Below are 13,273 nucleotides of genomic sequence, written 5' to 3'. Positions count from 1 at the left end.
CAGATATTCATAATGCTTTAACTTTTACAGGGTTCCTGATTCATCTGTGGTATCTTCAGAGAATAGGAAGGCGGAACTAACAACTTAAGTACTTGAGTAAGAATTGTTCGTATGGTATTCATCGTAATGACAAACGTAAAAAAAAAATAGTTAATCTACAAAATCGGTAGATTAACTATTTTTATATATTTACAAAGGTCTAAATCCTTTTAGATTACTTTTGATTAGCACAATCGTATTATATTTTATATGCCATTTGCGTAGTAACATACCATTTTTATCTTTGTAACCGTTATCTTTGAAAGAACGCAGCTACCAATTCTCTTAAACCGTAAAATTTGCATGATAAAAATTATTCATTCCTCCCCTATTTCCGGGCTTTTTCAACTCACATTTTGTGAAAACAGCCTTCAAAGCAGTTTAAATGAATATCTTTTTTAATTCTAAAATAATAATTTTACAAAATGGATATCTTATCATACCTTTTTGAACTCTTGCAACAACGCAAAGAAGTTGGTATTGCCGGTTTAGGAACTTTCTTTAAAAAGAAATATCCTGGCAGATACGATAAGGAAAAACAATCTTTCTTACCCCCGGGATTTACTTTGCACTTTACTCCTGAAGTTAAAGAAGAAAATATACTGGAAGACTATGTTGCCGCTAAAAGAAACATATCTGTTGAAAGTGCCGGGTATTACATTTCTAAATTTGTAGAAGAGACTAATCTTCGTCTGGAAGAGGAACATGAAGCCATTTTGGACCGTATTGGCAGACTTTATTTTACAAAGCATGCGGGTTTAAGTTTTGACCCTGCTGAAAACATTACCTATGGTTCTGAATTTTTTGGTCTTCCTGCACTTTCTGAAAACAACATTGAAGAAGTAAAACCAGCTGTAGGCAAACCAGAGGAGGAAGTAAATAGCGAAATACCTGATAAAACGGTTACATCTTCCCCATTTGCAAATCCATCATATCAACATCCCGCAATTGAAAATATTGAACCTGATGAAGTGAAGGATGATTTTAAGCATACTTTAAAACATACCATTCCTGCTGAAGAGGTGAAGGATACACCTGAATTTATAAAGGAGCAGCATGCTGCACATCCGAATCGCTTTGGCCATACCCCTGAAGATGAAGCAGCAGTAAAAGCCGATACAAATTTAACTCCACCAGTTTTACAACCTGAAGAAAATGAAACACCAGCTACTTTAGCAGAAAATAGTGTAATAGAAGAATCCATTGTGGAAACTCCTGAGGTGGTAAAGGCACAACATGCAGCACATCCGAATCGTTTTGGCCATACGCCTGAATCAGAAGAGGCATATAAAGAAGCCGTTCAACAGGCAAATAAAAACACTTCGCAGCTGGAAACTCCTGTTGCCATAAATACTGTGGTTCCTGATGAAACTGCAATTTCAGAAACAGATATCCTTCAACCGGTACCTCACTCAGGTCGTTTCTCATTGAGGGCTGATGCGGATACACCTAAAACATACCTTCATCTGGACGAAAATACAGCAGAGCCGGAACCTGTAATAGATGCGCCTGCTTTCATTAAAGCACAGCATGCCGAACATCCCAATCGCTTTGGTCACGATCCTATTCTACCTGAGGAAGAAACACCGCAAGGCATGTCAACCTGGCTAAAAATAACGATTGCTGTATTGATTGTAATTATCGCAGTAGCCATCACCTATCTGATTAAACCAGAACTATTTACAGGCCAGATATCGCCTGCTCAACCTATTAAAACCGTTACAGACACAGCTCAGGTTACTGTTGATCCGGCAAAAGCCAGACAAGACTCTGCTGCCAAAACTGATAGCATTCTGAAAGTAAACCAGGTACAGAAAAAAACAGATTCACTTGGTAAACTGACAGAAAAGCCAGTGGTTAAGCCTCCTGTAGAAACGCCTAAAGAAAGTCAAATCCCGGTTAATACCGGTCCGTCTACCTTTAACGTAATTGCGGCATCTTTCCAATCAGAAAAGAAAGCTTTGGTTTTTATCAAACAAATGGAAAAAATAGGTTTGAAAGCAGAAATTGCAAAACTTCCGGGCCGTTTAAAAAAGGTAAGCATTGCAAGTTTTAAAACGCAAAAAGAAGCTGAAGTGCAAAAAGAGATTTTGCAGAAAAAACTAAAAGGAAAAGGATTTTTTGTACAACAAATATTTACCAACACACAACCATAATGATTACTTTATTAATTCAAGACACCACGCAAGCGATTCAAGACACAGCCAATGCGGTTAACCAGGCGTTAACACAGCCCGCTCCGCAAGAACTTCACTTTATCGACCTTCTTTTTAAAGGCGGCTGGGTAATGATTCCGCTGGCATTTCTGGCATTTTTAGCCCTTGTTATATTTGTAGAACGTTACTTAACCATTAAAAAAGCGACAAAAGATGAAGCTAACCTTATGGGACAGATCAGGTCATATATCCATTCCGGAAATTTAGACGGGGCCATGTCGTTGCTAAAAAATAATAACTCTCCACTTTCACGCATGTTGCAGAAAGGTTTAAAACGCATCGGTCGCCCGATTAAGGATATTGAAGGCGCCATTGAAAACGTGGGTAAATTAGAGGTTTCCAAACTGGAAAAGAATATCAGTATCCTCGGTATTGTTGCTGGTATTGCACCCATGCTTGGTTTCGTCGGAACCATCGTTGGGGTAATTACCATCTTTCACCAGGTATCCATTAAAGGCGCTATTGAAATTGGTACCATTTCAGGAGGTTTATATACTAAAATGATCACCTCTGCATCCGGTTTAATAATCGGTATTATTGCTTATGTGTTGTACCACATCTTAAACATTATGGTAGAAAAAATCATCCTTAAAATGGAGACAGATGCTATTGATTTTATTGATTTATTAGAAGAACCAAGCAAATAATGAATTTACGCAAAAGAACAAAAGGAAGTGTAGAAGTACATACATCAGCACTGAACGACATTATGTTCTTTCTGATGTTGTTTTTCTTATTGGCCTCGGCTGTCGTAAATCCACAGGTGGTTAAATTATTATTGCCACAATCTTCCAGCGGACAACAATCAACAGCAAAGAAAGCCGTAACGGTGAGTATAGATGATAAGTTCAATTATTTCGTTGATAAGAAACCTGTAGCTGCTGAAGGTTTACAATCTGCCATTGAGGTTTACCAGAAAGCTGCGCCTGATATGACGATCGTTTTATATGTGGCAAAAAATGTTCCGGCAGAAAACATCATGGTGGCTTATGATGTAGCAAACAAATTGAAATTAAAACTCGTTTTAGCTGTAGAGCCTAAAAAATAATGAATAATACTACAGAAGAAAATAATTATCCAAAAGCCATTGCCATTTCCAGCGGAATCATGGCTGTTTTGCTTGCGATTAGCTTTTTGATCGTGATAAATTCTTTTGAGCCCCCCGAAGAGATCGGAATGGGTGGTATGGTGGTGAACTATGGCACGGCTGAAACCGGGATGGGCGATGATTATACCAGTATTGAAGAACCTTCTGCAGATCCAAATGCCAATAATAAAGCACCTGATAAAGTTGTACCAGAAGAAAAAGTAACGGAAAATACAACGGTAGAAACCGGAGAAAAAGAAATTCAGACCCAAAACACCGAAGAAGCAATTGCTGTAAACACCAAGCCAACCAAAACGAAGGCGGCTACCCCAACTACAGCAACTGAAGATAAACCTTCGAAACCGGTCGTAAACCAAAATGCGCTTTACAAAGGCAAGAAAAGTACCGGCCAGGGCGGTGGAGATGGAACCGGAAATACGCCGGGTAACCAGGGTTCTGTAAATGGTGATCCTTTAGCCAACAATTATGGTGCAGGCGGTTCAGGATTTGGCAATACACCACTCCCATTGAGGCGCTTTGCAAATTTAGAAAAACCAACAGATGATGGTCAGAAGACAGGCCGGATTGTGATCAGGGTATATTTTAACCGGAACGGAAAAATTGTTAAGGCCACCCAAAACCTTAAGGGATCTACCACAACCGACACTGAATTGGTGAATAAATGTATTCAGGCGGTGTTAAATTCTTCAATCATTAAAGCCGAAGAAGGTGGAGATAATCAAACTGGCTTAGTTACTTTTAATTTTGGCGTAAACTAGCTTTACATCACTTTAAATTTCACATATTGTAATACTAACACAAAAGGGCACGGTATTTTATCCGTGCCCTTTTGTGTTTAGATGCTTTTTTTAAAAAGATTTCAATTTCACTTTGAATCCCCTTGATGTATATTTGCGCCATGAATTACCAGCAGACACTTGATTTTTTATACAGTAAACTTCCCATGTTTACCCGTGTTGGCGCGTCAGCATTTAAAAAGGATTTAACCAATACCATTTTATTATGCGAAGCAATTGATCATCCGCAAAGAAAATTTAAAAGTATTCATGTGGCTGGCACCAATGGTAAAGGTTCTACATCACACATGCTGGCAGCAGTGTTACAGGCGCAAGGCTATAAAACAGGTTTATATACCTCACCGCACCTTAAAGATTTTCGAGAGCGCATCCGGATCAATGGAAAAATGATGCCGAAGCAGGATGTGGTCGACTTTGTTTCCGCTCAGCGAACACTCATGGAAGACATCCAACCCTCTTTTTTTGAAGTAACGGTAGCCATGGCTTTTGATCATTTCGCAAAAAACAAAGTAGACATTGCCGTTATTGAAGTTGGCCTGGGCGGACGTTTAGATTCTACCAACATTATCAGTCCTGAAATTTCTGTGATTACCAATATCAGCATGGATCACATGAATATGCTTGGAAATACTATTGAAGAAATTGCCGGTGAAAAAGCAGGTATCATTAAAGCCAATACACCAGTCATTATTGGTGAAACACAAGACAAATCATCGGCTGTTTTCATTGCAAAAGCTACAGAAGCAAATGCACCGATCGTATTTGCGGATGAGATTTTAAAGGCTGCCGATTTTGAATTAAAGGATAACCTGCTTTTCTTATCTATCCTTCGGGAAGATAAAATACAATACAAAAATCTGCAGAGCGACCTTACTGGCTTCTATCAGCAAAAGAACATCGTGACCGTTTTGGAAGCATTGCATGTTCTTGAAAAGGAAACGGAATTCAAAATTGCAGAAAAAAGTATTTACAAAGGACTCAAAAACGTAAAAAAATACACTGGTTTGCAGGGCCGGTGGCAAACTTTGCAAACCAGTCCGCTGGTAATTTGTGATACCGGTCACAATGAAGCCGGTATTGCAGAAGTGATGAAAAACATTCACCAAACGCCCTACGAAAAATTGCACATCGTTTTTGGAATGGTGAAGGACAAAGATATTTCGAAGGTTTTATCACTACTGCCGCTGCAAGCTACCTATTATTTTTGTATGCCTGATTTGGAAAGAGGGTTACCTGAAGCTGAGCTGGCAGAACAGGCATCTGCATATCATCTTGTGGGTAAAACATATACTTCAGTTTCAGCAGCAAAGGAAGCCGCGTTAAAAAATGCAACGGTAAATGATCTGATTTATATCGGCGGAAGCACGTTCGTAGTAGCGGAAGCGATATAAAAACTTTACAAAAACTTCAAAAGTTCTTCATCTTAAAATGATTAATTTTGGCCTTTACTAAAAAACAGAATGAAGAAAATTTCTTATTTACTCTTTTCACTCGCACTCCTCTCCGGTTCAATCGCATCAGCACAAACCAAAAAAACACCACAAAATCAATCCCAGACATTTCCTGCTGAAGTGGCACGACCTAAACTGGTGGTAGGCCTGGTGGTTGATCAGATGCGTTGGGATTACTTATACCGTTATTACAACCGCTATACCAATGGAGGCTTTAAGAGATTAGTTAACGAGGGTTTTTCTGTTGAAAATACGTTTATTCCTTATACCCCAACTTATACGGCCTGTGGCCACACCTGTATTTATACAGGCTCCATCCCGGCCATTCATGGCATTATCGGCAACGACTGGTATGATCCTGAAACAAAAAGAAGCGTGTATTGCACTGAAGATACCAGTGTCGTAACTGTGGGCAGTACACCATCACCCGAAGGCAATATGTCGCCAAAAAATATGTTAACTTCAACCATTACAGATGAGTTAAGGTTAGCCACTAATTTCCGCGGTAAAGTCATCGGAATTTCTTTGAAAGACAGGGGATCTATTCTTCCTGCAGGGCATGCTGCAAATGCGGCATACTGGTATCAGGGAACTACTGGTAACTGGATCACCAGTAGCTATTATATGAAAGAAGTACCAACCTGGATTGCAGATTATAATAAACTTAAACTCGCAAATAAGTTTTATGCAAAAAACTGGGAAACATTATATCCGATTAACACTTATGTGAACAGTACTGCGGATGAACAGGTTTATGAAGGAAAACAAAGTACTTTTCCGCATAGCCTTGCGCAGTTTGCCGGTAAAAATTACGATGCCATCAGAAGCACACCTTACGGCAACACCATTACCCTTGACCTTGCCAAATTAGCCATCCTTTCTGAAGATTTAGGTCAGGATAACATCACTGATTTCTTAGCGGTAAGTTGTTCTTCTACCGATTATGTTGGTCATGCTTATGGCCCGAATTCAGTAGAAGCTGAGGATACCTATTTACGTTTGGATAAAGACATTGAAGAATTTTTCAATTATCTGGATAAGAAAGTTGGCAAAGGAAATTACACTGTATTTTTAACGGCAGACCACGGTGCGGCTCATGTACCTGGCTTTATGCAGGCCAATAAATTACCTTCAGGCGTGGTAAGTGACAGAGATATTGCCAGTAAACTAAATGCTTATCTCAATGATAAATTCAAGGTCGAGAATATTGTGTTAAGATCAATGAACAACCAGATTATTTTTGATCACGATAAAACAGATCAGCTGAATGTAAGCTTTGATGTAGTAAAATCGGCATCAATAGAATTTTTGAAAAAGATGGATGGCTTTGCCAATGTGGTAGACATTTCAAAAATTTCTCAGGCAACTTTACCGGAGGTTCAAAAGAAAATGATCACCAATGGTTACAATGCCAGAAGAAGCGGAGACCTTTATTACATTTTAAATCCGAACTGGTTTAACGGTAGCAGCACAGGTACTACCCATGGCAACTGGAATCCATATGATGCTCACATTCCATTGGTTTTTATGGGCTGGGGAATCAAGCCAGGTGCATCAAATAAAACACATTACATGACTGATATTGCCCCTACCCTCGCTGCCTTGCTGCATATTCAAATGCCAAATGGCAATGTTGGCGAACCGATTACAGAAATTACCAATAAATAATTCATAAAAACTATGCCTACCAGCATAGTTTTTTTTTTATTTTACATATAATCCTCACCCTGAATTCATTTCAGGGTCTTTTGAGGTACCCTTAAATTTATTAGACCAAAAATCTCAAGTAATCTCCACCTATACCTGATATGCACTTAAATGTCTATATGGTTAAAAATCAAGTATACTATTTTCTAATCACCAAGGATGATCTTCGATGATAATGGCAAAGAATAATATTGAACCACCTTAGTCAGTTTAGCATGCCCCCAGATATAAATGTACAATATGAAACTATACCTGATATGCACTTAAATGCCTATATGGTTAAAAATCAAGTATACTATTTCTAATCACGAGGATGATCTTCTATTTTGAACCATTTTTATCATTTTAGATCATGTCAACATATACAGCAACCAAACTCACGCCCATGCTCGAAACGCATGATATACAGGCCACCTTAACATTTTACACTGAAATATTAAACTTCACCTGTAGTAAAAAGTCCGATGATGTTAGCTGGTTAGCCCTCAGCAAAGATGAAATAGAAATCATGTTCTGCACACCTAATCAGCACCGTAACATACATAAACCCATCATGAGTGGCTCACTTTATATCAAAACAAATGAAGTGGCAACATTATGGGAAAATTTAAAAAGTAAATGTAAAATCTGTTATCCACTGGAAGATTTCGATTACGGCATGAGGGAGTTTGCCATTTATGACAATAATGGCTATTTGTTGCAATTCGGACAGGATTTATAGCTGAACCAAAAGCCATAACGGTATAGGGTATACCTGGCCGGAGCTACTTATTTTAGTACATTTGCATACCAAATATTTGGGAACAAGGATGAGTCGTTTAAGTACAGCCGCCTTTAAATCCTATTGTATGCAACCAGTAGAAATATACAAACCAAAAAATAAAATTCGTTTTGTAACCGCTGCCTCCCTTTTCGATGGCCACGATGCCACCATTAATATCATGCGTCGGATTTTACAGTCATCCGGAGCAGAAGTCATCCATCTTGGTCATAACCGATCAGTCGAAGAAGTGGTAAATTGCGCCATACAGGAAGATGTTCAGGGCATCGCCATGACGTCCTATCAAGGCGGACATATAGAATATTTTAAATACATGCACGATCTTTTAAAGGAAAAAGGTTCAGGGCATATCAAAATATTTGCCGGCGGCGGTGGGGTAATTTTACCTGCAGAAATTGAAGAACTTGAGGCCTACGGGATTTCTAAAATCTACTCTCCGGATGATGGTCGCAAAATGGGTTTACAGGGAATGATCAATGATATGTTGATTCAAACTGATTTCATGACGAATGACGGGATTACAAACGAATTGCAAACCATCCCAACAAAAGACGTAAAGGCCATTGCCGGAGCAATTACGGTTGCAGAAAATGATCCGGAAGGTGCCCAGAAATTCGTGGATGAATTAAAGAAACTTTCAAAAAATAACACGGCTCCAATTTTAGGAATTACAGGAACAGGCGGAGCAGGTAAATCATCATTGGTAGACGAACTGGTTCGTCGTTTCTTGGTGGAAGTGCCAGACAAAACATTGGCTATCATTTCCATTGATCCATCCAAAAGAAAAACCGGTGGGGCATTATTAGGCGATCGCATTCGCATGAATGCCATCAATAATCCTAGAGTTTATATGCGATCACTTGCTACGCGGCAGGCGAATCTCGCTTTATCCAAAAATGTACAGGAAAGTATCGATATCTGTAAAGCGGCAGGTTACGATTTAATTATCGTGGAAACTTCCGGAATTGGCCAGTCTGATACCGAAATTACCGAACATTGTGATGTTTCATTGTATGTGATGACACCTGAATTTGGTGCCGCTACACAACTGGAAAAAATTGACATGCTTGATTTTGCCGATCTGGTTGCTTTAAACAAATTTGATAAACGTGGTGCTTTGGATGCACTTCGCGATGTACGCAAGCAGTACAAACGTAATCACAATCTTTTTGAGGTGAGCGATGATAAAATTCCTGTTTATGGTACCATGGCATCGCAGTTTAATGATCCGGGCATGAATAACCTCTTTGTTGCCTTGATGGAACAAATTAACATTAAAACCGGAACAGATTTTCAGGCGAAAATGGAACTCACTTCAGATCAGTCAGAAAAAATTTATATCATTCCACCTGATCGCATCCGTTACCTGGCAGAAATAGCTGAAGGAAGCCAGGCCTATCATGAATGGGTAGATAAACAAGCCAGCATTGCCCGAAAAATGTATCAGCTGAAAGGCGTTCTCGATCTTGCACAAGATCATCCATCGCTCTCTTTAAGTGAAGGTTTACAGGAGGCATATATATTATTTGAGGAACAATTGGATGGTGAATGTAAGCGCCTGCTTCGTCAATGGCCGGAAACCAAAAAGACTTATCAGGAAAAGTTTTTTATCTATAAAGTACGTGATAAGGAAATTAAGCAACCACTATATTACGAGTCACTATCCAAGCTAAACATTCCTAAAGTTTCTTTACCCCGATATGAAGATTGGGGCGATATTTTAAGATGGTTACTTACAGAGAACCTACCAGGAGAGTTCCCGTATGCCGCTGGCGTTTTCCCGTTAAAACGAGAGGGTGAAGATCCAACCAGAATGTTTGCAGGTGAGGGTGGTCCCGAACGTACAAATAAACGTTTTCATTATGTTTCACTCGGACAGCCGGCACATCGGCTTTCTACCGCGTTTGATTCCGTGACCCTATATGGAGAAGATCCGCACATCCGCCCCGATATTTATGGTAAAATCGGGAACTCAGGGGTAAGTATTGCCACTCTTGATGATGCCAAAAAACTGTATTCAGGTTTCGACCTTTGTGCTCCTTCCACATCCGTTTCCATGACCATTAATGGGCCTGCGCCGATGTTGCTGGGCTTTTTCATGAATGCCGCTATCGATCAGCAATGTGAAAAGTATATCCTCGAAAACAATCTACAGGAAGAAACAGTGCAAAAGATAGATAAAATTTACCAGGCAAAAAATATCCGGCGCCCTTCATACAATGGCGAACTTCCTGAAGGAAATAATGGACTGGGATTAATGCTTCTGGGTGTAACCGGAGAGGAGGTTTTACCTTTGGAAGTTTACCAGACCATCAAGGCAAAAGCCATCAGTGCAGTTCGTGGAACGGTACAAGCAGATATTTTAAAAGAAGATCAGGCACAAAACACCTGTATCTTCTCCACAGAATTTGCACTTAGAATGATGGGCGACATTCAAAAGTATTTTATTGATGAAAAAGTCCGTAATTTTTATTCTGTATCAATTTCCGGATACCATATTGCCGAGGCAGGGGCAAACCCCATTTCCCAACTTGCTTTTACCTTAAGCAATGGTTTTACGTTTGTAGAATATTACTTGAGCAGAGGCATGCACATTGATGATTTTGCACCCAATCTTTCTTTCTTTTTCTCCAATGGGATAGACCCCGAATATGCTGTGATTGGTAGGGTGGCACGGAGAATCTGGGCAAAAGCAATCAAAAATAAATATAAAGGAAATGACCGGTCGCAAAAATTAAAATACCATATTCAAACTTCCGGACGCTCCCTGCATGCGCAGGAAATAGATTTTAATGATATCAGGACAACCTTACAGGCACTTTATGCCATCTATGACAACTGTAATTCATTACATACCAATGCATATGATGAAGCCATTACCACACCTACAGAAGAATCTGTTCGTCGCGCCATGGCCATTCAACTCATTATTAATAGGGAATTAGGATTGGCTAAGAATGAAAACCCACTGCAGGGCGCATTCATAATTGAAGAATTAACCGATCTGGTTGAAGATGCCGTATTACAGGAATTTAAAAGAATTAACGACCGGGGTGGCGTTTTAGGTGCGATGGAAACCATGTACCAGCGTGGAAAAATTCAGGAAGAAAGTTTATATTATGAGACCCTTAAACATAATGGTGATTATCCGATAGTAGGAGTTAATACTTTTTTAAATAAGAATGGTTCGCCTACTATAGTTCCAGGTGAGGTGATACGGGCTACTGAAGAAGAAAAGCAATACCAGATCAATGCCCTCCAAAATTTTCAGCAAAGAAATGCAGCTCAATCAGATCACCTGCTCAAAAAACTTCAGAAATCTGCCATTGATGGAGAAAATATATTCGAACAGCTAATGGAAGTTTGTAAAGTTTGTTCCCTTGGTCAGATCAGCCATGCACTTTATCAGGTTGGCGGGCAATACCGCCGAAACATGTAGCACAAAAAAGTCCCGTTATGATTTTTTCAAAACGGGACTTTCAATAATATTTCAGGGCTTTTAACCAGCAATCCAGCTAAATTTATAATCAATGGTGGGTGTCTTCATCCGTTCTGCCACACGCAATAAACGGGAAGGCAATGCCATAATATAATCACGGGCTTTTTCACCGGCATCATTTAAATCCTGCATACCGTCAATTTTCCAGTCTTCAATTAACTGTTGCATAATTTCTACGTAATCAACCGCTGTATAAACACCTAAGCGTTGTGCTGCATCTGTAAAGTGACCAAATGTCTGACCAATTTTCAAACCCACTTCACGTAAAAAGTGTGCAGGCATTACAATTTTTTTACGCATCATATCCTCAAAAGCAAGCATGGCCTCATTAGGATCTACTTCGAAAATACGATTCATGAAATCCTTATAAGCTTTAGCATGTCTCGCTTCATCAGAAGCAATAACCCCACACATTTTAGACAATAGGGTATCGCCATCTCTTTTGGCTAGGGAAGCTACCCTTCTGTGCGAAATATTGGTAGCCAACTCCTGAAAGGAAGTGTAAATAAAGTTACGGTACGGATCATGTCCGGTTCCGATGTCAAAACCATCAGCAATTAAATATTGTGTAGAGATTTCCATCTGGCGCATATCTACACGACCTGATAAATATAAATACTTATTTAACAAATCACCATGACGGTTTTCTTCAGCTGTCCAGTGTCTGTTCCATTTCATCCAGCCACCATCTTCTTTCATGCTTGGTCCCTGCACCATGGCCAACCATGATTCGTAGGTAGGTAAGGCTTCTTCAGTAATGGTATCGCCTATTAAAACAGCTACCAGGTCATATGATAAATCTTTTGCATTTTCTCTCAAGATTCTAATATCCTGATAAAAAGTATCACTTGTAGAATCAGGTAGAAAATCAGATGGTTGCCAATTGGTATCAATAGGCTTAAGGTATGTATCCATCATGTCGAGCATATACTTCTCAATATGCACCATTACTTCCCTTCTTTTTTCTGCAAAAAAACTCATTACTCGTTTATATAAATTTTGTTAAAAACAAAGGTAACCAAATATTACGGCAAACCTTATTTTATTAACACATTTGCATAGAATCAGTTTTAAATATGATCTTTATTACTAATCTCATAATGAGGGAAATTGATACCTGATCATCTACTATCGATTAAACCATATGTTGAAAAATCATGCCACTTGATAATAAAGTAAATTCACTGAATACTCAGAACAATTTGCAAACGAAAGTCAGCAACGATTGGCTATTTCAGTCCTGCTGTACACGACAATCTTTTTGTTGAGATATTTCTGGAAATAGCATGTTATGGTTAACAAAAAGGATTTTCGTTGCCATCAGGTTTATTAAAGACAGGCCTGGTGCCTTTTTTGAAAGCCTGCGCCTGCTGAGATGTTTAAATCCACTCTTCTCAGATCCTGAATCCCATTCAGGAGAACTAAACAAGGGCTTCGGAAAACATTGATTGAGAATAACTTTTAAACCTGCTTTTCTTCAGACTCCAAATGCGACTACACAACGTTTCATCACCCTAAATCCGCGAAATCTCCGAAATCCGCGGGAAACAATTATAGATGAGCCCATTTTGATGTTCGTCGATCCGTTGTTGATTAGTACCCTTAAAAACATCCCGGATCATATCTCAGTAATATTCAAACAACAATTCAGCCTTTGCTCTTTGTTCCTTGGTCT

Annotated in this window: 9 protein-coding genes; 8 read left to right on the top strand and 1 reads right to left on the bottom strand. The window is 39.2% G+C overall.

Annotated elements, in window-relative coordinates; all coding sequences use genetic code 11:
• Positions 1–464 precede the first annotated feature (464 nt).
• The 8 genes from OQX64_RS00045 to OQX64_RS00010 all read left to right on the top strand — a co-directional run bounded on the left by OQX64_RS00045 (position 465) and on the right by OQX64_RS00010 (position 11,538).
• Positions 465–2,195: a hypothetical protein gene (locus tag OQX64_RS00045; protein WP_265816934.1), complete on the top strand. Its 1,731-nt coding sequence runs from the start codon at positions 465–467 to the stop codon at positions 2,193–2,195.
• Complete coding sequence (locus OQX64_RS00040) at positions 2,195–2,902, top strand: MotA/TolQ/ExbB proton channel family protein (RefSeq protein WP_088300989.1); 708 nt, start codon at positions 2,195–2,197, stop codon at positions 2,900–2,902. Before OQX64_RS00045 ends, OQX64_RS00040 begins: the two co-directional genes overlap by 1 nt.
• On the top strand, positions 2,902–3,303 hold the full coding sequence (locus OQX64_RS00035; protein WP_088300990.1) for an ExbD/TolR family protein: 402 nt from the start codon (positions 2,902–2,904) through the stop codon (positions 3,301–3,303). The genes OQX64_RS00040 and OQX64_RS00035 overlap by 1 nt, the downstream gene beginning before the upstream one ends.
• Complete coding sequence (locus OQX64_RS00030; RefSeq protein ID WP_088300991.1) at positions 3,303–4,121, top strand: energy transducer TonB; 819 nt, start codon at positions 3,303–3,305, stop codon at positions 4,119–4,121. The genes OQX64_RS00035 and OQX64_RS00030 overlap by 1 nt, the downstream gene beginning before the upstream one ends.
• Positions 4,122–4,261: 140 nt before the next feature.
• Positions 4,262–5,551 (top strand): bifunctional folylpolyglutamate synthase/dihydrofolate synthase, encoded by a 1,290-nt coding sequence (locus OQX64_RS00025; RefSeq protein WP_265816932.1) that lies wholly within the window; start codon positions 4,262–4,264, stop codon positions 5,549–5,551.
• 69 nt (positions 5,552–5,620) lie between these two features.
• Positions 5,621–7,279, top strand: coding sequence for an alkaline phosphatase PafA (gene pafA, locus OQX64_RS00020; RefSeq protein ID WP_265816931.1), 1,659 nt, complete (start codon positions 5,621–5,623; stop codon positions 7,277–7,279).
• A 391-nt stretch (positions 7,280–7,670) separates the two neighbouring features.
• On the top strand, positions 7,671–8,039 hold the full coding sequence (locus tag OQX64_RS00015) for a VOC family protein (protein ID WP_265816930.1): 369 nt from the start codon (positions 7,671–7,673) through the stop codon (positions 8,037–8,039).
• A gap of 127 nt (positions 8,040–8,166) precedes the next feature.
• Complete coding sequence (locus tag OQX64_RS00010; RefSeq protein WP_265816929.1) at positions 8,167–11,538, top strand: methylmalonyl-CoA mutase family protein; 3,372 nt, start codon at positions 8,167–8,169, stop codon at positions 11,536–11,538.
• Between the two features lie 60 nt (positions 11,539–11,598).
• Here OQX64_RS00010 and OQX64_RS00005 read toward each other — a convergent pair whose 3' ends face one another.
• Positions 11,599–12,579 (bottom strand): acyl-ACP desaturase, encoded by a 981-nt coding sequence (locus tag OQX64_RS00005; RefSeq protein ID WP_088300995.1) that lies wholly within the window; start codon positions 12,577–12,579, stop codon positions 11,599–11,601.
• Between the last annotated feature and the right edge of the window lie 694 nt (positions 12,580–13,273).

Origin of the sequence: Pedobacter sp. GR22-10, assembly GCF_026239715.1 — a bacterium.
Classification (GTDB): Bacteria; Bacteroidota; Bacteroidia; order Sphingobacteriales; family Sphingobacteriaceae; genus Pedobacter.
Note: the sequence above shows the minus strand (reverse complement) of the source record. Positions and strands in the feature narration are given on the sequence as shown.

Excerpts from the sequence above, each read along its gene's own strand:
- OQX64_RS00030 (WP_088300991.1), top strand. The coding sequence starts at position 3,303 with ATGAATAATACTACAGAAGAAAATAATTATCCAAAAGCCATTGCCATT.
- OQX64_RS00015 (WP_265816930.1), top strand. The coding sequence starts at position 7,671 with ATGTCAACATATACAGCAACCAAACTCACGCCCATGCTCGAAACGCAT.
- OQX64_RS00035 (WP_088300990.1), top strand. The coding sequence starts at position 2,902 with ATGAATTTACGCAAAAGAACAAAAGGAAGTGTAGAAGTACATACATCA.
- pafA (WP_265816931.1), top strand. The coding sequence starts at position 5,621 with ATGAAGAAAATTTCTTATTTACTCTTTTCACTCGCACTCCTCTCCGGT.
- OQX64_RS00045 (WP_265816934.1), top strand. The coding sequence starts at position 465 with ATGGATATCTTATCATACCTTTTTGAACTCTTGCAACAACGCAAAGAA.
- OQX64_RS00005 (WP_088300995.1), bottom strand. The coding sequence starts at position 12,579 with ATGAGTTTTTTTGCAGAAAAAAGAAGGGAAGTAATGGTGCATATTGAG.
- OQX64_RS00040 (WP_088300989.1), top strand. The coding sequence starts at position 2,195 with ATGATTACTTTATTAATTCAAGACACCACGCAAGCGATTCAAGACACA.
- OQX64_RS00010 (WP_265816929.1), top strand. The coding sequence starts at position 8,167 with ATGCAACCAGTAGAAATATACAAACCAAAAAATAAAATTCGTTTTGTA.
- OQX64_RS00025 (WP_265816932.1), top strand. The coding sequence starts at position 4,262 with ATGAATTACCAGCAGACACTTGATTTTTTATACAGTAAACTTCCCATG.